20 protein-coding genes and 1 riboswitch are annotated in these 21,466 nt (G+C 70.4%); of the genes, 10 read left to right on the top strand and 10 right to left on the bottom strand.

From position 1 onward, the window contains the following. Positions 1 to 158: 158 nt before the first annotated feature. On the top strand, positions 159 to 560 hold the full coding sequence (locus tag K338_RS0112890) for an FKBP-type peptidyl-prolyl cis-trans isomerase (RefSeq protein WP_022918584.1): 402 nt from the start codon (positions 159 to 161) through the stop codon (positions 558 to 560). Between the two features lie 140 nt (positions 561 to 700). Here the strand turns inward: K338_RS0112890 and mobA are convergent, their stop codons facing one another. The 6 genes from mobA to K338_RS22540 form a co-directional block, all read right to left on the bottom strand. Next, positions 701 to 1,336 carry a molybdenum cofactor guanylyltransferase gene (gene mobA / locus K338_RS22545; protein ID WP_084481138.1) on the bottom strand — a complete coding sequence of 212 codons (636 nt, stop codon included), beginning with the start codon at positions 1,334 to 1,336 and terminating at the stop codon, positions 701 to 703. After that, the gene (gene narI / locus K338_RS0112880) at positions 1,333 to 2,070 is read right to left on the bottom strand and encodes a respiratory nitrate reductase subunit gamma (protein WP_027286799.1); all 738 of its coding nucleotides are present in this window, start codon (positions 2,068 to 2,070) and stop codon (positions 1,333 to 1,335) included. The genes mobA and narI overlap by 4 nt, the downstream gene beginning before the upstream one ends. Before the next feature lie 88 nt (positions 2,071 to 2,158). Next, positions 2,159 to 2,947, bottom strand: a complete 789-nt coding sequence (narJ, locus tag K338_RS0112875; protein WP_245542962.1) for a nitrate reductase molybdenum cofactor assembly chaperone — start codon at positions 2,945 to 2,947, stop codon at positions 2,159 to 2,161. Further along, entirely contained in the window at positions 2,944 to 4,638 is a 1,695-nt protein-coding gene (gene narH / locus K338_RS0112870; RefSeq protein ID WP_022918579.1) for a nitrate reductase subunit beta, read from the bottom strand. Before narH ends, narJ begins: the two co-directional genes overlap by 4 nt. Before the next feature lie 30 nt (positions 4,639 to 4,668). Further along, positions 4,669 to 8,364: a nitrate reductase subunit alpha gene (locus K338_RS0112865; RefSeq protein ID WP_022918578.1), complete on the bottom strand. Its 3,696-nt coding sequence runs from the start codon at positions 8,362 to 8,364 to the stop codon at positions 4,669 to 4,671. Positions 8,365 to 8,644: 280 nt separating this feature from the next. Then, positions 8,645 to 9,505 carry a helix-turn-helix transcriptional regulator gene (locus K338_RS22540; RefSeq protein ID WP_022918577.1) on the bottom strand — a complete coding sequence of 287 codons (861 nt, stop codon included), beginning with the start codon at positions 9,503 to 9,505 and terminating at the stop codon, positions 8,645 to 8,647. A 137-nt stretch (positions 9,506 to 9,642) separates the two neighbouring features. On the opposite strand from K338_RS22540, the gene K338_RS0112855 reads away from it, so the two are divergent. The 8 genes from K338_RS0112855 to K338_RS0112820 all read left to right on the top strand — a co-directional run bounded on the left by K338_RS0112855 (position 9,643) and on the right by K338_RS0112820 (position 18,371). Further along, positions 9,643 to 9,957, top strand: coding sequence for a DUF2249 domain-containing protein (locus K338_RS0112855; RefSeq protein ID WP_022918576.1), 315 nt, complete (start codon positions 9,643 to 9,645; stop codon positions 9,955 to 9,957). Positions 9,958 to 10,003: 46 nt separating this feature from the next. Next, positions 10,004 to 11,137, top strand: a complete 1,134-nt coding sequence (locus tag K338_RS22535; RefSeq protein WP_022918575.1) for a hypothetical protein — start codon at positions 10,004 to 10,006, stop codon at positions 11,135 to 11,137. After that, on the top strand, positions 11,134 to 13,824 hold the full coding sequence (locus K338_RS0112845) for a multicopper oxidase domain-containing protein (protein ID WP_022918574.1): 2,691 nt from the start codon (positions 11,134 to 11,136) through the stop codon (positions 13,822 to 13,824). Before K338_RS22535 ends, K338_RS0112845 begins: the two co-directional genes overlap by 4 nt. A gap of 32 nt (positions 13,825 to 13,856) precedes the next feature. Beyond that, positions 13,857 to 14,510: a hypothetical protein gene (locus K338_RS0112840; protein ID WP_022918573.1), complete on the top strand. Its 654-nt coding sequence runs from the start codon at positions 13,857 to 13,859 to the stop codon at positions 14,508 to 14,510. A 55-nt stretch (positions 14,511 to 14,565) separates the two neighbouring features. Next, positions 14,566 to 14,660, top strand: a riboswitch (TPP riboswitch). Between the two features lie 78 nt (positions 14,661 to 14,738). After that, positions 14,739 to 15,563, top strand: coding sequence for a hydroxyethylthiazole kinase (thiM, locus tag K338_RS0112835; protein ID WP_022918572.1), 825 nt, complete (start codon positions 14,739 to 14,741; stop codon positions 15,561 to 15,563). Next, entirely contained in the window at positions 15,560 to 16,240 is a 681-nt protein-coding gene (gene thiE / locus K338_RS22530; RefSeq protein ID WP_022918571.1) for a thiamine phosphate synthase, read from the top strand. The genes thiM and thiE overlap by 4 nt, the downstream gene beginning before the upstream one ends. Continuing rightward, on the top strand, positions 16,237 to 17,061 hold the full coding sequence (locus K338_RS0112825) for a 3-oxoacyl-ACP reductase (RefSeq protein ID WP_022918570.1): 825 nt from the start codon (positions 16,237 to 16,239) through the stop codon (positions 17,059 to 17,061). The genes thiE and K338_RS0112825 overlap by 4 nt, the downstream gene beginning before the upstream one ends. Beyond that, a complete protein-coding gene (locus K338_RS0112820) occupies positions 17,061 to 18,371 on the top strand; it encodes an NtaA/DmoA family FMN-dependent monooxygenase (RefSeq protein WP_022918569.1) in 1,311 nt (436 codons plus the stop codon). Before K338_RS0112825 ends, K338_RS0112820 begins: the two co-directional genes overlap by 1 nt. Before the next feature lie 9 nt (positions 18,372 to 18,380). Here K338_RS0112820 and thiD read toward each other — a convergent pair whose 3' ends face one another. Both thiD and K338_RS24560 read right to left on the bottom strand, forming a co-directional pair. Then, positions 18,381 to 19,196, bottom strand: a complete 816-nt coding sequence (gene thiD, locus K338_RS0112815) for a bifunctional hydroxymethylpyrimidine kinase/phosphomethylpyrimidine kinase (RefSeq protein WP_022918568.1) — start codon at positions 19,194 to 19,196, stop codon at positions 18,381 to 18,383. 187 nt (positions 19,197 to 19,383) lie between these two features. Beyond that, complete coding sequence (locus K338_RS24560; protein WP_022918567.1) at positions 19,384 to 19,581, bottom strand: hypothetical protein; 198 nt, start codon at positions 19,579 to 19,581, stop codon at positions 19,384 to 19,386. A gap of 161 nt (positions 19,582 to 19,742) precedes the next feature. Between K338_RS24560 and K338_RS0112805 the strand changes: the two genes are divergently transcribed. Then, positions 19,743 to 19,994 (top strand): hypothetical protein, encoded by a 252-nt coding sequence (locus K338_RS0112805; protein ID WP_022918565.1) that lies wholly within the window; start codon positions 19,743 to 19,745, stop codon positions 19,992 to 19,994. A gap of 140 nt (positions 19,995 to 20,134) precedes the next feature. On the opposite strand, the gene K338_RS25600 is transcribed toward K338_RS0112805, so the two are convergent. Further along, complete coding sequence (locus K338_RS25600; RefSeq protein WP_342662728.1) at positions 20,135 to 20,689, bottom strand: MFS transporter; 555 nt, start codon at positions 20,687 to 20,689, stop codon at positions 20,135 to 20,137. Then, entirely contained in the window at positions 20,631 to 21,446 is an 816-nt protein-coding gene (locus K338_RS25595) for an MFS transporter (RefSeq protein WP_157612402.1), read from the bottom strand. Before K338_RS25595 ends, K338_RS25600 begins: the two co-directional genes overlap by 59 nt. Between the last annotated feature and the right edge of the window lie 20 nt (positions 21,447 to 21,466).

Below are 21,466 nucleotides of genomic sequence, written 5' to 3'. Positions count from 1 at the left end.
CCGGGCGCCCCTGCTGCTGTGTCCGCCCCGACAGCTGAAGCTGCTCGTCGAAGTGGGTAGCCAGATCGACGAGGAATTTCCGGGCTGGGGTTGGTGGCTGGCGCGGGCAGGACCGTAGGGTAGGGCGGGTCTGCCCCCGACCAGGAACGGAACCCGCCATGACCGATCTGCCCACCGCCTCCGGCTCCTTCGGCGACAAGCCGACCCTCACCTTCCCGGACAGCCAGGCGCCGGCCGAGCTCGCCGTGCAGGTGCTCAGCCCCGGTGACGGCCCGCTCGTCGAGGCCGGTCAGACCATCGAGGTGAACTACTACGGTCAGGTATGGGGCGGGTCGATGTTCGACAACTCCTACGACCGCGGCTCCTCCATCGAGTTCCCGATCGGCGTGGGCACTGTGATCGCCGGTTGGGACAACAGCCTGGTCGGGCAGCCGATCGGCTCCCGCGTGCTCGTGGCCATCCCGCCGCACGAGGGCTACGGTCCGCGCGGTGTGCCGCAGGCGGGCATCGGCGGCGAGGACACCCTGGTGTTCGTCGTCGACATCCTCGGCGCCCGCTGAACCACGCCCGTCTCTCGGGTGAACACTCCTCTGAGGGCACGCAGGCGGTCTGAGGTCGTCGCGGACTACCTCAGATCGCCGCGGGTGCCTCAGGTGCGCTGAGGCCGCCCCCCGGTACCGGACCCCTCCCTGCTACCCGGTCAAGGGTCGTCGGCCAGCCGCTGCTCCCATTCGGCATGGTCGGCCCAGGTGTCCACGTCGCCCACGTGCGCGGCGCCGTCGGTCACCTCCACCATCCGCAGCCCGTCGGCCACCCGAGCCACCGGCACGCCGTGCCCGCTGCCCACTCCGGCGAGCACGGCGTGCAGCGCAGCGGACCGGTAGGCGCCGAGCAGCCACTGCGGGTGCCCGGTGCTGTCCCGCTGGCAGAGCAGGTCCGCCTCCGGGTCGGCGGCCAGCGCGGCCAGCAGCGCCGGGGTGGCCCGGGCGGCGTCCGGCTGGTCCACTGCGAGCACCAGCGCCCACGGGCTGACCACCTGAGTCATCGCGGCCACCATCCCGGCCACCGGCCCACCACCGGGCGGGTCCTCCTGGACCCGCAGCACGCCGTCGGGCACCGGCGCGGGGCCGGCGACCACCACCCGCCGGGCACCGGTGCAGCCGGCCAGCACCCGCTCGAGCAGAGGGCGCCCGGCCACCGGCAGCGCGGCCTTGTCCCGGCCGCCGAGCCGCGTCCCCCGTCCACCAGTGAGGATCACTGCGTCAAACTCCGGCCCAGACGTGCGGGTGTCGCGCGGCTGCTGCGGCGCGGCGCCCGACCGGTCGGCAGCGGTCACTGCACCTTTTCCCAGCCGCGTTTCGGGGCGCGGCTGCCGGTGCCGGCACCCGGGCGGACATCCCGGCTGCGGTAGACGATGTAGGGCCGGGTGAGGTAGCCGATCGGTGCGCTGAACACGTGCACCAGCCGGGTGAACGGCCACATCGCGAACAGCAGGAACGCGGTCAGTGCGTGCAGCTGGAAGCCGAGCGGGGCGTTCTCGATCAGTGACACGTCCGGTTGGAAGTAGAAGATCGACCGCCAGTACGGGGAGACCCCTTCCCGGTAGTTGTACTCGCCACCGATCTCGAAGATGCCACCCGCGATGGTGTTCCAGATCCCCAGCACCATCACCAGGGCGAGCATCAGGTACATCACCTTGTCGTTGACCGTGGTGGCACGGAAGACCGGCCCGACCGTCCGCCGCCTGTAGATCAACAGCGCCAGCCCGATCAGCGCTGCGACCCCCGCTGGGATACCGCCAGCCATGGCGATGATGTGGTAGGCCGCGGGGCTGATGCCCAACCAGTCGGTGAACGACTGCGGGATCACCAGGCCGATGACGTGCCCGACGAAGACGCCGAGCATGCCGAAGTGGAACAACGGGCTGGCGATCCGCAGCAGCTTGCGCTCATACAGCTGGGACGAGCGGGTGGTCCAGCCGAACTTGTCGTACTGGTATCGCCAGACGTGCCCGCCGATGAACACGGCCAGACAGACGTAGGGAAACATGATCCACAACAGGGTGCTCATCGCCAGGCTCCGATCGGGCAAGGTCGGCAACGGGGCGCCGGTCGGCGTGGGCGCATCGACCGGCTGGGGGTCCTCGGACGGCTCGACCTCATCGCGGTGCTCCCACGCGGATCGTGGCACCCAGGTCGGCCACCTGCCCGGTGGCGTGCACCCCGGCAGGCGGGGCCATCCCGGGCGGCAGCGCCAACGGGTGCCGCTGCGCGGGCTCGTCCAGCGCTGGGTCGAAGGCAGCGTACGGTGCCGAGTCCAGGCCCACCTGCTCGGTCGGCGGACCCTCGGCGATCAGCCGCCGCAGCGCCTGCTCGTCGTCTCCGGCAAGCTCAGGCAGCGTGGCCCGCAACGCTTGGATGGCGTACCGCCACAGCGACTCCCGTTGCTCCAGGGCCCGGTACAGCAGCTCGATACCGACCCGGTGGTCGTTCAGCAGCCGCCAGGCCCCGTCCGGATCGTGCACGGCACCGAACTCCAGCAGCACGCACAGGTGGTCCGGCAGCTCGGCCTGCTCGTCGGCCAGGTCCACCCCGCCCCGCCGGTAGGCCTGCTTGAACTGCACCAGGGACACCCCACGCTTGCGGGTGTCGCCGTCGGTGAAGTAGGTCAGGTGCAGGCTGCACTTGCGGGTCACGTCGAAGGTGTCCACGTACTGCGTCTGCAGCTCGCGCAGGTCCCGGTGCTGCATCTCGGTCACGAGCGCGGCGAGTGGATCCGCGGCCGGGGCCGGAAGCTCCGTGGCTACCCGCGCGAGCAGGTCGAGCCGGTCCATCAGCTCCGGTTCGGGGTACTCCAGCAGCAAGGAGACGCTCTGCCAGATCGCCGACTGCTGCTGCGGGTCCATCGCCGGTCGGGCGCGCCGGTGTCGGCGCCAGATGCGCATCATGGTTGTTCCGGACCGTCAGCGGCGCCCGAGCCGGCAGTGTCGCCGTTGCGCTCGGGGAACAGCCCAGGGGGCATGCCCTTGCCGTCCCAGTTCAGCAGGTTGACCCGACCGGCCTTGGAACCTCCGCCCACCAGCTGGTCGGAGGTCTGCCGGTTCTGCAGCATCTGGAAGTTCTCCACGGCCACGGTGGAGTACCCGCCCGACCCTTCGCCGAAGGGGCCGGAGCCGCGGGTGAGCTCCTCGTCGAAGCCGCTGACCGGGCAGTCGGTGGCAAGCTCCTCCAGTGCGTGCGCCTCCTCCCCGTGCGCGCTGGGGATGACGTAGCGCTCGTCGTACTTGGCCAGCGCGAGCAGCCGGTACATCGCGTACATCTCCTCCTCGGTCATCCCGACCGAGGCGGGGATCTCCGGCTGCGGGTCGTTGCCCAGGTTGAGGTCGCGCATGTAGGAACGCATCGCCGCCATCGTGCGCAGCACCCGTTCGATCGGGGCGGTGTCCCCGGCGGTGAACAGGTTCGCCAGGTACTCCATCGGGATACGCATCTTCTCGATCGCCGCGAACAGGGTGTCGGCGTCCTCAGCGTCGGCACCGGTCTCGGCGACCACGTCCACCACCGGCGACAGCGGCGGGATGTACCAGACCATCGGCATGGTGCGGTACTCCGGGTGCAGCGGCAGGGCGACCTTGTACTTGTTGATCAGCGTGTAGATCGGGGACCGCTGGGCGGCCTCGATCCAGTCGACGGGGATACCGGCCGCCTCCGCCTCGCGCTGCACCTGCGGGTCGTGCGGGTCCAGGAACACCTCCCGCTGAGCGTCGTACAGGTCGTGCTCGTTGGCCACCGAGGCGGCCTCGAGCACCTTGTCGGCGTCGTAGAGGATCAGGCCGATGTACCGCAGCCGGCCCACACAGGTCTCGGCGCACACCGTGGGGATGCCGACCTCGATCCGTGGGTAGCAGAACGTGCACTTCTCCGCCTTGCCGGTCTTGTGGTTGAAGTAGACCTTCTTGTACGGGCAGCCGGTCACGCACATCCGCCAGCCGCGGCACCTGTCCTGGTCCACCAGCACGATGCCGTCCTCGCTGCGCTTGTAGATCGCGCCGGACGGGCAGGCAGCGGCACAGCTGGGGTTCAGGCAGTGCTCGCAGATGCGCGGCAGGTAGAACATGAACGTCTGCTCGAACTCGAGCTTGACCTTGTCCTCCAGGCCTTTGAGCATGACGTCGTGGGCGGCGTGCTCCTGGCTGCCGCCCAGGTCGTCGTCCCAGTTCGCCGACCAGGTGATCTGGTGCTTCTTGCCGGAGATCAGCGAGTACGGCTGGGCGACCGGCACCTGGTCCTGGGCGGGAGCGTTCAGCAGCGTCTCGTAGTCGTACGTCCAGGGCTCGTAGTAGTCCTGCATGGACGGCATCTTCGGGTTGGAGAAGATCGTCAGCAGCTTCTTCAGCCGCCCACCAGCACGCAGCTGGAGCCGGCCGTCCTTGCCGCGCACCCACCCGCCCTGCCACTTCTCCTGGTCCTCATACCCACGCGGGTAGCCCAGACCCGGCCGGGTCTCGACGTTGTTGAACCAGACGTACTCCATACCCGACCGGTTCGTCCACGCTTGCTTGCAGGTCACCGAACAGGTGTGGCAGCCGATGCACTTGTCCAGGTTCATCACCATGGCCATCTGCGCCATGACCTTCATGCTGACTCCCTCCCGAGCTGCGCGGCCACGTCAGTACTCCACCGGGGTGGTGCGCTTGCGGATCATCGTGACCTCGTCGCGGTTGTTGCCGGTCGGGCCGATGTAGTTGAACTGGTAGGCGAGCTGGGCGTAGCCGCCGATGATGTGGCTGGGCTTGACCATGATCCGGGTCATCGAGTTGTGGATCCCACCACGTTTGCGGTCCCGCTCAGTCAGCGGCACGTCGATCAACCGGTCCTGGGCGTGGTGCATGTACACCGTGCCCTCCGGCATCCGGTGGCTGACCACCGCCCGGGCGGCGACCACCCCGTTGCGGTTGGTCAGCTCGATCCAGTCGTTGTCGGCGATGCCGACCTTGGCTGCGTCCCGGTCGGACATCCACACGGTCTGCCCGCCCCGGGACAGGCTCAGCATGAACAGGTTGTCCTGGTACTCGGAGTGGATCGACCACTTGTTGTGCGGGGTGAGGTAGCGCACCGAGACGCCCAGCTCGTTCTGCTCGCCGATCTTCGCCTCGCCGAACAGCTCGGTCATGTTCAACGGCGGCCGGTACACCGGTAGCGCCTCACCCATCGCCTGCATCCAGTCGTGGTCGAGGTAGAAGTGCTGCCGGCCGGTGAGGGTGTGGAACGGCTTGAGGTGCTCGATGTTGATGGTGAACGGGGAGTACCGTCTGCCCCCGCTCTCCGAACCGGACCACTCCGGGGAGGTGATCACCGGTACCGGTGCGGCCTGGATGTCGGCGAAGCTGATCTGCTTGCCCTCGTGCTCGCCCGCCAGGTGGTGCAGGTCGTCCCGGCCCACCCGCTTCTGCAGGTTCTTGAAGCCTTCGGTGGCCAGCCGACCGTTCGTGGTGCCAGACAGCATCATGATCATCTCGGCCATCTGCACGTCGGTGTCCAGCGCGGGCCGCCCGTCCGCTGGTCCGCCGTGCCGGCGCCCGTTGCGCACCGCCAGTCGCTCGATCTCCGGCTTCACGTCGCAGGTGACGCCCTTCGTGGTGGTGCCCAAGGTGTCCAGCAGCGGCCCGACCGAGGTCATCTTGTCGTAGACGGCGGTGTAGTCCCGTTCCACCGGGACCAGCACCGGCATGGTCTTGCCGGGTACGGGTTCGCACTCCCCGGCGCGCCAGTCCTTGACCTGCCCGCGCGGGGTGGCCATCGCTTCGGGGGTGTCGTGCCAGAGCGGTTTGGCGACCAGGTCGGTACGGGTGCCCAGGTGGGTGCGGGCAAGAGAGGAGAACTCCTTGGCGATCGCCTTCCACGCATCCCAGTCGGTCTTCGACTGCCACGGCGGGTCGATCGCCGGGTTGAAGGAGTGGATGAACGGGTGCATGTCCGTGGTGTTGATGTCGTGCTTCTCGTACCAGGTGGCTGCGGGCAGCACCACGTCGGACAGGATCGTCGAGCTGGTCATCCGGAAGTCGATGGTCATCAGCAGGTCGAGCTTGCCCTGCTGGGCCTCGTCCGGCCACTCGATGCTGGTCGGACGCTGCCCCTCCGGCGCCTCGGTGGCAGCGACCGCGTGGTCGGTGCCGAGGAGGTGCTTGAGGAAGTACTCGCTGCCCTTGGCGCTGGAGCCGAACAGGTTCGAACGCCACAGCGTGAGCACCCGCGGGAAGTTCTCCTCCGCTTCGGGGTTCTCCACGGCGAAGCGCATCCGTCCGCTCTTCAGCTCCTCGACGGCGTAGCTCACCGGGTCCGTGCCCGCCTCGGCTGCCTCGTCCGCGATCGCCAGCGAGCTCCGGTCGAACGTGGGGTAGGAGGGGGTCCAGCCCAGCCGCACCGACAGGGACAGCAGGTCCATCACAGACTGGCCGGCGAAGGCGCCGGTGCCTGCGCCGACAGTGTCGGCACTGTAGGTGTCGTACCGGTACTGGCTGGTGTTCACGTACCAGTAGGCGGTCTGGTTCATGTGCCGGGGCGGGCGGCTCCAGTCCAGGGCGAAGGCCCCATGCTGGAAACCGGTCAGCGGCCGCACCTTCTCCTGGCCCACGTAGTGCGCCCACCCGCCACCGTTGCGGCCCTGGCAGCCGGTGATCGTGGTGAGCATCAGCATCGCCCGGTAGATCAGGTCGGAGTGGTACCAGTGGTTCGTCCCGGCGCCCATGAGGATCATCGAGCGACCGCCCGAGTCCTCGGAGTTCTGCGCGAACTCCCGGCCCAGCCGGACGATCTTGGCCATCGGCACCGACGTGATCTCCGAGGCCCACGCGGGGGTGCAGGCCGTGGACGGGTCGTCGTACCCAGTCGGCCACGTGCCGCCGAGCCCGGGCCGGGACACCCCGTACTGGGCGAGCATCAGGTCGAACACCGTGGTCACCAGGTGCTCCCCGACCTGCCGCACCGGGACTCCGCGCGGCTCGTAGACCACCTTCCCGTCCGGGGCGTCGAACCGGGGCAGCAGCACCTCCTCGCTCGGCCCGCCCTCGGTGTACAGGCTCAGCATCGGGTCGATCTCGCCGAGGTCGAGGTTCCAGCGGCCTTCACCCTCCTCGCCGAACCGGTGGCCCAGGGTGCCGTTCGGGACCGCGGGGGAATCGGTCGCGCGGTCGAGCACAGCGGGCTTGAATTCTGCATTCTGCGAACCCGACTCGGGATTCTCGAAGTCGTCAGCAACGAGGAATTTTCCGGTACGCCACGTACCATCGTCACTGCGGTCCAGCCGGACCAGGAATGGTAGGTCAGTGAACGTCTTCACGTAATCGTCGAAGAATGGTGTGCTGCGGTCCACGAAGAACTCTTTCAGCACCACATGACCCATGGCGAGGGCCAAGGCTGCATCGGTGCCAGGTGCTGGTGAGATCCACTCGTCGGCGAACTTCACGTTCTCGGCATAGTCCGGTGCGACCGCCACGACCTTCTGACCGCGGTACCGGGCCTCGATCATCCAGTGCGCGTCCGGGGTGCGGGTCAGGGGCACGTTCGAGCCCCACATCATCAGCAGCGCCGCGTCCCACCAGTCTCCGGACTCGGGCACGTCGGTCTGGTCGCCGAACACCTGGGGAGAGGCGACTGGCAGGTCCGCGTACCAGTCGTAGAAGCTGAGCATCGGGGCACCGATGAGCTCGTTGAAGCGGGCGCCGGAGGCGTAGCTGACCATCGACATCGCCGGGATCGGGGAGAAGCCGGCGATCCGGTCCGGGCCCCAGCGCTTGATCGTGTACACGTGCGCGGCGGCGATCATCTCCACCGTCTCCGCCCAGGTGGAACGCACCAGTCCGCCCTTGCCGCGCCCGGACTTGTACCGCTTGGTCTTCTCCGGGTCCTGCACGATCTCCGCCCAGGCCAGCACCGGGTCGCCCAGGCGTTGGCGTGCCTCCCGGAACATCGACAGCAGCGTGCCCCGCACGTACGGGTAGCGCACCCGGGTGGGGGAGTAGGTGTACCAGGAGAACGCCGCCCCACGCGGGCAGCCGCGGGGCTCGTACTCGGGCCGGTCGTCACCGACCGAGGGGTAGTCGGTCTGCTGCGCCTCCCAGGTGATGATCCCGTCCTTGACGTACACCTTCCAGGAGCAGGAGCCGGTGCAGTTCACTCCGTGCGTGGAGCGGACCACCTTGTCGTGGCTCCACCGGTCCCGGTAGAAGGAGTCGCCAGACCGGCCGCCCTGCAGGTTCAGCGTCCGGTTGTCGGCGGAGACCTCGGCGTGCGGCACGAAGAACCGCCGGGTGGACACCAGTGCGGACTCCAGCGGCCCCTCGATGGAGACCTTGCTGGGGGTCATCGCCGGCTCCGTGTGCTCTGGCCGGTGCGCCCGGCTGGTAGACCGGTTGCGGCCCTGCCCCTGTCGGTGCGACCGGAACCTGTCGGGTTCGGCGGGTCAGCCAATGCTGAGGTGAGCATGTGCCCTCCTGAGGAGCTGCAATGGGGCAGGAATTTGCTCCTAACATAACCCCACTCAAATGGGCCAGCAACTACGACGGGGCGCCATTTTTGCGACGGAATTTCCGCACGCTCATGTGCGCTAATACGGGCGCATATGGTGGGAAACTTTGGGGCGGGAATCATTGGTCACGAACTGTTTGGCTCACGCTCCTGGGCGCACCGGCGGGCGTGGTCGCGGACCGTGCGGCGACCGCTGTCCCACCGGTTGCGGCAGCGGGCGTCTCGACCTGCTGCGCCCCCTCGGCGGGGGTGCCGTGCAGGTGCAGGCGGCAGGCACCGACCTCGGCGAACGGCAGCAGCTCCACCCCGTCGCTCGGCGTGCCGTAGTGGTCCATCGCGCCCTCCACCAGTCCCCGGTGCACCTGGCAGATCACCTCCGGCATCTCCTCGGCCAGCGCCAGCAGCGGGCAGGTGCGCAGGGCGATGCCGTCACCGTCCAGGTCTGGGCCGAAGCCGAGCTCGGCCAGCAGGTCCACGATCGCGGCATCGGCATCGGCATCGGCATCGGCTGTGGTCCCAGTGTCGGTTGAGGACCGGCCCTCGGCGGCTGCGGTGCTGCGGTCTGGTTCGTCGCTCCCTGTCGGCCGCCCCGGATGCTCACCGGCCAGGGACGCTCCCCAGGTGCGCCCGATCGATCGGGCCTCCTCGCTGGGGTCGCCGGACCGGCTGGCCAGGTGGGCGGCGAATGCCTCGGTGAGGCTGCGGTACTCGCGGAACGCGCGACCGCTGGGCCGCGCGTGACGGCCTGCCTGAGTGAGAGAGTAGTCGTAGCTGGGTCGCCCTCGGCCGGTGGCCGGGGCTCGGCGGCGCTGCACCAGGCCCGCGGTTCGCAGCTCGGCCAGTGCTGTGCGCACCGTGTTCGCGTGCACGCCCAGCGCTGCGCTGAGCTCGGTGACGGACCGTGCACCGCCCGGCCTGCCCAGAGCGGACAGGATCCGTTGCGCCGGGCCGGGGGTGAGCGACGGCTCAGGGGTCGGCACCGGCCCCAGACGAGTCGTTTTATTCACAATGCGGAGTGTAATATTGGCGGTGGTGCGACCGCCACCGAGACACGGCGGCAGGCCGGCCACAGCACCCACCTATGAGCGCCGTGCGCGCCCGAAAGCCTGGAGGAACGATGACCGAGTCCCAGCCGCTGCCCGCCGGTGCCGAAGAGCTGCCCGTCACCGATGTGAGCGGGTCCGGGTGCGCCTGTGGGTGCACCGACGAGGGGGTGCCGGTGCTCGACGTCCGGGAGATCCCGCACGCCATCCGGCACGCCACGGTCTTCGGGGCGCTCGGCGCGGTGCCCGCCGGCGGCTCGCTGGACCTGGTCGCGCCGCACGACCCGAAGCCGCTGCTTGCGCAGATCGCCGACCGGGACCCGGTGCAGGTGTCCTACCTGCAGTCCGGTCCTCAGGCCTGGACGCTGCGCCTGACCCGCCAGGCCTGAGGCTGCGGGGCAGGTCAGCAAGGACGGTCCGGAGGAGGGACGAGCGGTGAACCGCCCGGTGCGTGCTGCCCTGATCGCCGGTGGCGGCCTGTGCATGCTGGCCGGGCTGGACGCTGCTCTGCTGCTGCTCGGCCTGCCGGCACCGATCCGCACCGACCGGCTCGGGCAGATGCACGGCATCCTCATGGTGCTCGGCTTCCTCGGCACCGTGATCTCCCTGGAACGCTCGGTCGCGCTGCGCCGCCGGTGGGGGTACCTGTCCCCGGCGGCGCTGGGTGTCGGCGCGCTGCTGACCCTCAGCCCGGCCCCGGTGCTCCTCGGCCAGCTCGTGCTGCTGGCCGGAGCGGTGCTGCTGGTCGCCGTGTACGCGGCGCTGTGGCAGCGGGCGCACGACTCGGTGGTGCTCGCCCAGCTGGTCGGCGCTGTGCTGGCCGCAGCGGCGGTGGCGGTATGGATCCGCACCGACGTGCCCACCGTGCTGGTGCTGCTCAGCGGTTTCATCGTGGTCACGATCGCCGCCGAACGGGTCGAGCTCGCCCGGCTGACCCTGCCGGCCGCCTCGGGTGACCTGCTGCTGGCTGGCACTGCCGCGATCGGCGCCGCCGGCGCCGTGTCGTTGGTCTGGCCCGCTGTCGGTGGGCGGATGTTCGGTGTGCTGCTCGCGGTCTGCGCGCTCTGGCTGGCCACGCACGACGTCGCAGTGCGTACCATCCGGGCCCGCGGCCTGCCGCGGTTCGCTGCAGCCGCCATGCTCACCGGCTACGCCTGGTTGCTGGTCGCCGCCTGCACCTGGGTGGCCGCCGGCACGGCCGGCACCGGCTGGGCCTACGACACGGTGGTGCACGCCGTCTTCGTCGGCTTCGCGATGTCCATGGTGATGGCGCACGCCCCGGTGATCCTGCCCTCGGTGCTGCGGGTGAGGCTGCCCTACCACCCAGTGCTGTGGCTGCCGCTGGTGGCGCTGCACGTCACACTGGCCGTACGGGTGGCCGGGTCGCTCGCCCAGGCGCCGTTCTACCGGGTCGGTGCCGTGGGCACGATCGTGGCCATGCTGCTGCTCGTGCTCGGCGTGGTCACCTCCTCCCGGCTGCCCGCGCACCGTGTGGTCACCGGTGTGCCGGCCACGACCAGCGAGCCGACCACCGCCGGCCAGCAGAGCACCGCCGGGGAGGCACGGTGAAGGTCTCCACCGGAACCCCACCGCCAGCACCCAGCCGCCCGAACGCGTCCCGTGGCCGGTGGCCGCTGCGGGACTACCCGGCCGTGGTCTGGCTGCTGGCCGCCGTGGTGGTCGCCATCGCCCACCAGGCGGTGCCCTCGGCCCGGTGGCTCATGGTGCACCTGGTGCTGCTCGGTGCGATCACCCACTCGATCATGGTGTGGAGCACCTATTTCACCCAGGCGCTGCTGAAGACCCCGCCCACGCTGGACGACCGGAGGGTGCAGGCCAGGCGGCTCTGGTTGCTGCTGCTGGGCGTCCTGGCCGTGCTCGTCGGAGTGCCGACGGCGCAGCTCGCCCTGGTCGTCGCCGGTGCGGCGGCCGTGGTGGTCGCTGTGGTCTGGCACGCGGTGCAGCTCGTGCGCCGGCTGCGCCGGGCGCTGCCCGGCCGGTTCCGCATCACCATCCGCTACTACCTCGCCGCCTGCGCCTTCCTCCCGGTGGGCATCACCGCCGGGGTGCTGCTCGCGCGCGGCCTGCCTGGTGACTGGCACGGGCGGCTGCTGGTGGCGCACACCATGGTCAACCTGCTCGGCTGGGTGGGGCTGACGGTGACCGGCACGCTGCTCACCCTGTGGCCGACCATCCTGCGCACCCGGATCGACGAGCGCGCCGAACGGTGGGCCAAGCAAGCGCTGCCGGTGCTGGCCGGCGCCCTGCTGCTCACCCTCGCCGGCACCCTGGTGGACCAGCGCCCGCTGGCTCTTGCCGGCATCGTGGTCTACGCGCTCGGGATCTGCTGGTGGGGCCGGGCGTTGCTGCGTCCGGCGCGCACCCGCCCGCCGCGCTCCTTCGCTGCTGCCTCGGTGGCGGCCGGGCTGGTCTGGCTGCTCGTCGGGCTGGTGGTGGTGGCCATCACCGTGGCGCGAGCCGATTCCTGGGCCGAGGTGGCCAACGCCTTCACTCCGGCGACTGCGATCTTCGTGGTCGGGGTGGCCGCACAGGTGCTCCTGGGTGCGTTGTCCTACCTGCTGCCGGTGGCCATCGGCGGCGGCCCGGCGAAGGTGAAGGCCGCCACGGCCGCGTTCGACTCCTACGGTGCGCTGCGGATCATGATGGCCAACGCGGCTCTCGTGCTGTGCCTGCTACCGGTGCCCAGCTGGGTGCTGGTGGTCTGCTCCGTGCTCGTGCTGGTGGCCCTCGCCTGGTTCCTGCCGCTGGTGGGGGTGGCGCTCGCCGCCCGCCGCAAGGCCGGTGAGCCAGGCACGCTGGCCCCACCGCCGCGCGCCGCGGAGCAGGAGACGACGTTCTGGCGACGCGGGCAGCTGATGGGCGCCCTGGTGGCGGTGCTGCTCGCGGTCAGCGTCGGGGTGGCGGTAGACCCGGCGGCGGCCGGGCTGGGCACCACCTCGGACAGCGGCGCGGACTCGGCCGCGGTGGCCGCCACCGGGGAGACCACCACCGTGCAGGTCTCCGCCCAGGACATGCGCTTCGTCCCGGACACCGTCACCGTGCCGGCCGGAGACCGGCTGGTGATCGAGCTCACCAACGACGACCCCACCACCGTGCACGACCTGACCGTCGGTGGGGTGACCTCCGACCGGCTCGCCCCCGGGGAGAGCCAGACCCTCGACGTCGGCGTGGTCGGCGAGGACCTGGACGGCTGGTGCACCGTGGCCGGGCACCGGCAGATGGGCATGGTCTTCACCGTGCTCGCCGAAGGCGGCGCAGCCGCCGCACCGGAACCGACCGCGGGCACCGGCGATGCAGCCGGGACGAGCCCCGACCACGGTGACGCACAGGACCAAGGGCCTTCCGCCGTCGACACCCCGATCGAAGCGGTGGTGCCCGCTGAGCTGCCGCCGCTGACCGACGAGACCACCCACCGCCTCACCCTGGCGGTGGAAGAGGTAGAGCTCGAGGTGGCCCCCGGGGTGTGGCAGCGGCGGTGGACGTTCGGCGGTACGGTCCCCGGGCCCACGCTGCACGGCCGGGTGGGGGACACCTTCGAGATCACCCTGGTCAACGACGGGTCGATGGGCCACTCCATCGACTTCCACGCCGGTGCGCTGGCCCCGGACGAACCGATGCGCACCATCGCGCCGGGGGAGTCGCTCACCTATACCTTCACCGCCGAACGTGCCGGGATCTGGATGTACCACTGCGCCACCGAGCCGATGTCGGTGCACATCGGGGCCGGCATGTTCGGCGCGGTGGTGATCGAACCGGACGACCTGCCCGAGGTAGACCGCAGCTACGTGCTGGTGCAGTCCGAGACGTTCCTGGGGGCGGATCATGAGGCCGGGGAGGCCTCGGAGGTGGATGCGGACAAGGTGCTCGCCGAGGACCCGGACTACGTGACCTTCAACGGCATCGCCGGCCAGTACGACCAGGAACCGCTGACCGCCCGCACCGGTGAGACGGTGCGCTTCTGGGTGCTGGACGCCGGTCCGAACCGGCCGAGCAGCTTCCACGTGGTCGGTGGACAGTTCGACACCGTCTACTCCGAGGGCGCCTATCTGCTCAAGGACGGGCAGGGCCCGCTCGACGGCGCAGGTCACGGGGGCGCGCAGGCGCTCGCCCTGGCAGCCGCCCAGGGTGGGTTCGTGGAGCTGACCCTGCCCGAGGCCGGGCACTACCCGTTCATCTCGCACGTGATGGTCGACGCCGAGCGCGGGGCGCACGGAATCCTGGCGGTCACCGACTGAGCAGGCCAGCGCCGCGTAGGGTGCCAGAGGACATGCGCGGACCCCAGCACGAGAACCAGACGAACCGAGCCAGCCGGACCTGGTCGCGGGTGCGGTTGGTGCTCACGGTGGTCGTCGCAAGCGCGGGCACCATCGGTGCCCTGCTGCTGGTGTACGTAGTGCTCGCGCCGCTCTACCTAGGTGTGCTCGCCCGCCTGTTCGCCGTGGACGAGCGGCTGCATGCCAGGACCGGGGTGGCGCTGGTGCACGGCGTGCTCGCGTTCCTGTTCGCCGCACCGCTGGTGGTGGGGGTGATGCTCACGGTGCGCGGCGGTGCCACCGTGCGGCGCCGGGTGCCGCGGCCCGGCACGCGCCGGCCGCAGGTGGCGCGCTGGCGGTGGGTGCTGCTCGGCCTGGCCGGCGCCTACACGATCATGGTGGCGTTCGGGACGATCGGCGGGCGGCGGGCCCGCCTGCTGCCCGCCGAGCTGGCCGACCGGATCGGCGACGTGTCCCCCGCAGGTGCCGAGCTGCTGCAGCAGGCCGCCTACCCCACGCTGGCGCTGCTGGTGTACTCCTTCGCCTACCTGCGCTGGATGACCTGGCTGGTGCGCGGCGGCCCGCGCCGCCGGGGCTGGGTGTACCTGACCGGTGCCGCGGTGGTGGTCGGGCTGGTGGCTGCGATCACCGGTGCGCAGTACCGCTGAGCCGCTCGTCGCCGGGACGTGTTGGGAGCTCATGACACGGTGTGGCTATGATCGGAGCAGTGACACGGGGTGCCGGGAGACCGGCTGAGATGACACCCGTCGAACCTGATCCAGTTCGTACTGGCGAAGGGATGGTCCAGATCCTCGCGGTGTGCACCGGAACGGTCACTCGTTCCCACGGTGAGCGATGCAGCGGGATGTCCCTCCGCCGTGGAGGGAAGCACCGAGATGGCCGTACCTGACGTCGCAACACTGCTCGAGCAGCTGCACGAGTCCGCTCCGCTGGTGCACTGCATCACGAACTCCGTGGTGACGAACTTCTCCGCCAACGTCCTGCTCGCAGCCGGGGCGGCCCCCGCGATGGTCGACATCGTGGGGGAAGCGGGGGCCTTCGCCCAGGTTGCCGGCGGGCTGCTGGTGAACCTGGGCACACCCAACCCGGAGCAGCGGGAGGCCGCGCGGGAGGCGGTGGGCGCCGCGGTCCGCGCCGGTACGCCGTGGGTGCTGGACCCGGTAGCGATCGGTTCGCTGCCCATCCGCACCTCGCTAGCCATGGAGCTCGCCGGTCGGCAGCCTGCCGCGGTGCGCGGCAACGCCTCGGAGATCCTCGCCCTGGCCGGGGCCGGAGCCGGCGGCAGGGGCGTGGAGGCGACCGACTCCACCGACCGTGCAGTCCGCGTCGCCGCACGACTGGCACGCGAGCTGGGCACTGTCATCGCCGTCTCCGGGCCAGAGGACTTCATCACCGACGGGCACAGCGGTCACCGGGTGACCAACGGGCACCTGCTGCTGACGAAGGTCACCGGTGGTGGCTGCGCCCTGGGGGCGCTGGTCGCTGCGTTCCTCGCGGTCCGCGGCGAGCACTCCGTCCTGGCCGCGGTCACCGCTGCGCACACGGTCTACGGCATCGCTGCCGAGAACGCCGCCGACGGCGCCTCCGGCCCGGGCACGTTCGCAGCACGGCTCCTCGACCGGCTGTCCACGGTGACCCCGGCCGACGTCACGGCCCTCGCCCGGGTCCGGGAGGCCGACGCGGGGGACGATCTCGCGTGACCGACGGTATCTACCTGGTGACCGACGCTGCGCTGTGCGGCGAGCGCGGCGTGGTGGAGACGGTGCGCGCCGCGGTCGACGGCGGCGTCCGTACGGTGCAGCTGCGGGACAAGACCTCAGATGCAGCAAGCCAGCTGCGGCAGGTGGAGCAGCTGGCGGAGGTGATCGCCGGGCGGGCGCTGCTGCTGGTCAACGACCGGTTGGACGTCGTCGTCAAGGCCCGAAGCTGCGGTATCCCGGTGGACGGCGTCCACCTCGGGCAGGGCGACGCTACGGCCGCAGCGGCACGAGCAGCGCTCGGTCCGGAGGCCACCATCGGGATCACTGCCAACACCAAGGAGCACCTGGACCGGCTCGCTCGCCTCCCTGCCGGCACCGTCGACTATCTCGGCGTGGGGGTGATCCGCCCCACGAGCACGAAGCCTGATCATCCGTCGGCTCTCGGTGTGGACGGGTTCGCGCGGCTGACCACCGCCACGCAGCTGCCCTGCGTCGCCATCGGCGGCATCCGTGCACCGGACGTGCCGGGTCTGCGCAGGGCCGGTGCGGCAGGTGTCGCAGTGGTCTCGGCGATCTGCGCCGCCCCTGACCCGGCTGCGGCCGCACGCACCCTCGTCCGGGCGTGGGAGGCCAGCGCTCGGCAAGAAAACCATACTGAGAGGAAATCGCCAGCATGACCGCACACACCGCGCCCATCGCGGACACTGCAGCTGCACCGTCCTCGGGGCATGTCGCACCGCCGCTTGCTGAGCAGGTGGTCCTGGTCACCGGGGGAGCGCGCGGTCTGGGCCGCGCCATCACCGAGGCCTTCCTGCGCGAAGGGGCAAGGGTGGTCGTCGACTACGTCACCAGCGCAGCTGCGGCGGAGGAGATCACGGCGGCACATCCGGACCGTGCGACCGCGGTACCGGCCGATGTCCGCGACCGTGATCAGGTCCAGACGCTGTTCACCGCTGCCCAGGCCGCGTTCGGCACGCCGGTCTGCACCGTGGTGAACAACGCGCTGGTGAACTTCTCCTTCGACGGCGACGCGCGGGCGAAGGCCGACGAGATCGGCTATGCCGCGTTCGCCGGGCAGTTCTCCGGAGCGGTGCAGGGTGCGCTCAACGTCATCCAGGCGGCCCTGCCCGGGTTCGCCAGAGCAGGGTCGGGGCGTGTGATCAACATCGGGACGAACCTGTTCCAGCACCCGGTGGTGCCCTACCACGACTACACCGCCGCGAAGGCAGCGCTGCTGTCGCTGACCCGCACGTTCGCCGCCGACCTCGGCCCGCGCGGGATCACCGTGAACATGGTCAGCGGCGGGCTGCTGCGCACGACCGACGCGAGCGCCGCGACCCCGGACGCGGTCTTCGAGGGTATCGCCGCGGGCACCCCGCTGCGTTCGGTGACCACTCCGGCCGAGCTCGCCGACGCGGTGCTGTTCTTCGCCTCCCCGTGGTCGAGGGCGATCACCGGCCAGAATCTTCTCGTCGACGGTGGTCTGGTCGCGAACTGATGAGCACGGCTGCCGGACCCGCACAGTTGCACCTGAACCTGTTCGCCCACGGCGCCGGTCACCACGCGGCCGCGTGGCGGGCGCCTGGCTCCAGCTCGTCCCGGCACGGTGACATCGGCTACTGGGAGGAGCTCGCCAGGACCGCTGAGCGCGGACGGCTGGATGCGATCTTCCTCGCTGACGGCCAGTCCATCGGCGGTGGGATCGCACGTGGTCCGACCTGGTACCTCGAGCCGATCACCGTGCTGACCGCGCTGGCCCGCGCCACCTCGCGGATCGGGCTGGTCACGACGGTCTCGAGCACGTTCTGGGACCCGTTCCACGCCGCCCGGCTGATCGCCAGCCTGGACCACATCTCCGCCGGCCGCGCCGGTATGAACATCGTCACCTCCATGACCGACGAGGAGGCGCGCAACCACGGTATGCCCGCGTTGCCGGGACACGAGGAACGTTATGCGAATGCCGCAGAGTTCGTGCACGTGCTGCAGGGCCTGTGGGACTCGTGGCCGCCGGAGTCGATCGTTGCCGACCCCGCGGGGGCGTACGTGGACGTGACGCGGCTGCGGCCGTTGAACCACCAGGGGCGGTTCTTCGACGTCGCCGGACCGCTGAACATCCCGAGCCCGCCGCAGGGGCGACCAGTCCTGTTCCAGGCTGGTGCCTCCGAACCAGGTCGGGACCTCGCGGCGCAGTGTGCCGAGGGCATCTACGCGGTCGCCTGGGACCTCGCGTCCGCCCGCAGCTATCGTCGCGACATCCGGGCACGGGCTGCCGCCGCCGGTCGTAACCCCGACCAGGTCGTCGTCATGCCGGGCCTGGTCCCCTATGTTGCCGCCACGCACGCCGAGGCACGACGTGCCCAACAGGCGCTGGACGCCCGCCTCCCGGTGGCGGACGCGTTGCGCCAGCTGGCGTTCTTCGTCGGCCGCGACACCTCCGGGTGGGACCTCGACGCGCCGGTGCCGCCACTACCACCGCTGGCGGAGTTCCCCGGGCCGAAAGGGCGCTACGCGACGGTGCTGCAGATCATCCACAGCCAGCAGCCCACCGTCCGGCAGCTGCTCGGGCTGCTCACCGCCGGCGGCGGACATGCCACCGTCGTCGGCACACCGGAGACAGTGGCCGACGAGATGTTGCGCTGGGTAGACGCCGGGGCCGCCGACGGCTTCAACCTCATGCCGCCGACCCTCCCGGGCGGGCTGGAGGACTTCGTCGACCAGGTCGTCCCGATCCTGCAGGCCCGGGGCCGGTTCCGCCGTGACTACCAGGGCACGACCCTCCGTTCCCACCTCGCCGAGTCCGCGGCCTGACGCCGTCGCTCACCGCTGTGGGTCGGCCCAGAGCTCGTGGAAGTGGTGCACCGGTCCGTGGCCGGAACCCACGTCGAGCTCGTCCGCGTGCTGCAGCGCCGCGGTGAGATAGTCCTTGGCGCGCTGGACGCTCGTGACCAGATCGTGCCTGGGCAGCAGCGCCGCGATCGTCGCCGACAGCGTGCACCCGGTGCCATGGTCGTTGACCGTGGACACCCGCGCTGCGGTCAGCTCCACCCTGGTCTCGCCGTCGAGGATGTCGGTGCTGTCCGCGCCGCCCAGGTGTCCGCCCTTGAGCAGCACCCATGCGGGACCGAGCGCGCGGAGGTCCGGGACGAGACGCCGCATCTCCTCGATGCTCTGCGCCTCACCGCCCGAGCCGAGGAGCACTGCGGCCTCCGGGAGATTCGGGGTGATGATCGTCGAGCGTGGGATCAGCAGCTCCCGGACCGCGTCGACAGCGTCCGGCTCCAGCAGGTGGTGTCCGCTCTTGGCAACCATCACCGGGTCGAGCACCACCGGCCCGTGCGGGTAGGCGTCCAGCGCGTGTGCGACCGCCTCGGCGATCGCGGCATCGGCGACCATCCCGATCTTCACCGCATCCACCCGTACGTCCTCGCACACCGCAGCCAGCTGGTCGGCCACGAACCCGGCCTCGAGCGGGACGAACCCCCGGACCCCGCGGGTGTTCTGCGCGACCACGGCGGTGATCACGCTCATCCCGTAGGCGCCGTGTGCGGAGAACGCCTTCAGGTCCGCCTGGATGCCGGCCCCGCCGGTCGGGTCGGTTCCCGCGATCGTCAGCACGTTCGGGATGGTCCTCATCTGCCTCGCCTCGTCATCTCGGAGAATCCGGATCGCGAGGAGGCGTGCAGCCGGCGGCGGGCGCACCAGGCACCACCTCGGGTCGACATCCCTCCGCGAGTCCGAACTCGTTCAGGTTCTCGGGTGTGCTCTCAGCCCCGTCGGGGCACCCCGTGTCTCGAGAGAGTCTACTGCGGCAGGTCGGGGATCAGGGCAGCAGGTCCGGCCGGAACCGCAGGCCCTCCCGTGGCATCGCCAGCAGGTCACCGAGCATGCGGGTGAGGACCTCGAGGTCCGCATCCGAGTAGCGGCCGAGGAACGCAGAGACGCTGCTGCCCACCTGCTCGTGCAGTCCCCGTTGCGCGCGCTGGATCTCCACGCCGACCTCGGTGAGGCGCAGGTGCACCTCCTTGCAGTTGCCCGGCAGCCGGTGCCGGGAGACGGTCCGGCGGACTCCAGCCGCTGCACGGTCTTGGACACTGTGCCCTTGGCCACCCCGCTGATCTGGGACAGCCCGACGATGTTCACCGTCTCCGCTGAGCCGGGACCGGGGATCTGGTCGAGCAGATGAAGCCCAGCCACGCTCAGCTCGTCCAGTGCTCGCTGGGCGGCGGGGGCGTCCAGCTGCTCGGCCAGGGAGCGGGCAGCGTGCCCAAGGAGGCGTTCGCCCGCGTGCTGCCAGAGATCCTGCCCGCCGTGTTCGGCCTGCTGGAGCGCGGTGTGCTCAGCGTGGAGACCGTGGTGCGGCCGCTGGCTGGGGTAGCCGAGGCGTGGGTGGAGCCGACCAGCTCAGGGGTGCGCACCGTCCTGGTGCCCTGACCGGCCGCTGCTGTGCCCGGACTCGCCGGGGGCGGCAGTGCGCCGGCCAGCCCGCCCAGACGACTGCTCCCAGCCGACCAGTGGGCCTGATGACCGGGCTGGAGTACCGCTGAACAGAGCTGGTGCGTTGCGCCCACGCGTCACGAGCGGCTGGCAGGGTTCAGCGGGCCGCTGGTTGAGGAGATTGCGATGGCTAGGCAGGCCAGGGCGACGAGGATCGCATACACGAGGGTGAAGGAGATGCTGGCGGAGAGTGCGGAGGTGAGTACGACCGCCGTCAGTGCGGTCGTTGCACCCACGCTCATGCTCTCGCCTGCTTGCAGGGCAGAGCTGTACGCGCCCTGCTCGTCGGCGCTGGCCAGGGCCAGAGTCGCGCTGGACAGGCGCGGGTAGGCCATTCCCATCCCGGTGCCCATCGCGATGCACCCTGCGACAACTGGCCAGAGCGGCAGCCCAGCGGCTGTGTACAGCAGAACACTGACTGGCCCGACCCCGACAAGGGGTGCTGCAAGCAGGATCAGTCTTCGGTGTATCGCGTGCTCGCTGGTGAACCGTGCTTGTACCCATGCGCCGAAGGCCCAGCCGAGCGCGCCGATGGCAATCACCAGCCCGGCCTTGGTAGGAGGGAGTCCACGTTCAGTTTGAAGGTAGAGGGTGAGGTAGAGGTCCGTAGCGGTGACAGTGGCGCCAAGGATGGCTCGCAGCGCGACAAGCCGCTGGGCAGCTCCGCGCAGTCGGAGCGTGCCCGAGGGAAGGATGCCCTGCGCGACGACGACCAGGCCGATCGATGCTGCAATGACGGCCAGGATCGATGCTGGGGGGGTCGAGCTGTCCACCCAGGTGCAGGAGAACCAGCAGCAGTGCCGCGACGAGCGACAGAGTGCCGTTGCGGCCGATGATGGGGCGTGCTGGGCCATCGCCCACGGGCTCGGTGCTGTGCATCCCGGGATCTCGCGTGACGTGGAGCAGGCCACCTAGGGAGATCGCGGCACCGGCCAGGACGATCCCGAAGACCACGCGCCAGGTCATCAGATCGGTGAGTGCCCCGGCGAGGACCGGGCCAACCAGGGAAGGGACGAGCCAGGCTGTGGTGAGCAGGCCGAACATCCGTGGACGGGGCCGTTCGGGAATGCGTCGCGCGATGAGGACGTAGAGGACGACGGAGTCGATCCCGCCGCCGATGCCCTGCAGGAGTCGGCCAAGGACGAATGTCGACGGCTCCGGTGCGACCATGCACAGAGCCAGGCCGCCGAGAAACAGGCTTCCACCGGCGACGAGAGGCCTGCGCGGACCAGAGCGGTCGGACCAGTTGCCCCCGATGACCATGCCGACCAGGGCCGCGGTGATGGTGGCGGCATAGGCGAGTGAGTACCACTGGGCACCGTCGAGATCGGTCATCGCGACCGGCAGAACGGTGGTGACCGCGAAGGACTCGAAGGCGATGGACGTCATCAGCACCAGGACGCTGGCGA

It is taken from the genome of Ruania albidiflava DSM 18029 (assembly GCF_000421225.1).
GTDB lineage: Bacteria > Actinomycetota > Actinomycetes > Actinomycetales > Beutenbergiaceae > Ruania > Ruania albidiflava.
This window is presented reverse-complemented; position numbering and strand designations above follow the sequence as displayed.

Bases quoted from the DNA above. Each gene is read 5' to 3' on its own strand.
- narH (WP_022918579.1), bottom strand. From the start codon at position 4,638: ATGAAGGTCATGGCGCAGATGGCCATGGTGATGAACCTGGACAAGTGC.
- K338_RS0112890 (WP_022918584.1), top strand. From the start codon at position 159: ATGACCGATCTGCCCACCGCCTCCGGCTCCTTCGGCGACAAGCCGACC.
- narJ (WP_245542962.1), bottom strand. From the start codon at position 2,947: ATGATGCGCATCTGGCGCCGACACCGGCGCGCCCGACCGGCGATGGAC.
- K338_RS0112820 (WP_022918569.1), top strand. From the start codon at position 17,061: ATGAGCACGGCTGCCGGACCCGCACAGTTGCACCTGAACCTGTTCGCC.
- narI (WP_027286799.1), bottom strand. From the start codon at position 2,070: ATGAGCACCCTGTTGTGGATCATGTTTCCCTACGTCTGTCTGGCCGTG.
- K338_RS0112855 (WP_022918576.1), top strand. From the start codon at position 9,643: ATGACCGAGTCCCAGCCGCTGCCCGCCGGTGCCGAAGAGCTGCCCGTC.
- thiD (WP_022918568.1), bottom strand. From the start codon at position 19,196: ATGAGGACCATCCCGAACGTGCTGACGATCGCGGGAACCGACCCGACC.
- K338_RS0112865 (WP_022918578.1), bottom strand. From the start codon at position 8,364: ATGACCCCCAGCAAGGTCTCCATCGAGGGGCCGCTGGAGTCCGCACTG.
- K338_RS25595 (WP_157612402.1), bottom strand. From the start codon at position 21,446: ATGACGTCCATCGCCTTCGAGTCCTTCGCGGTCACCACCGTTCTGCCG.
- K338_RS0112805 (WP_022918565.1), top strand. From the start codon at position 19,743: ATGAAGCCCAGCCACGCTCAGCTCGTCCAGTGCTCGCTGGGCGGCGGG.
- K338_RS0112840 (WP_022918573.1), top strand. From the start codon at position 13,857: ATGCGCGGACCCCAGCACGAGAACCAGACGAACCGAGCCAGCCGGACC.
- thiM (WP_022918572.1), top strand. From the start codon at position 14,739: ATGGCCGTACCTGACGTCGCAACACTGCTCGAGCAGCTGCACGAGTCC.
- K338_RS0112825 (WP_022918570.1), top strand. From the start codon at position 16,237: ATGACCGCACACACCGCGCCCATCGCGGACACTGCAGCTGCACCGTCC.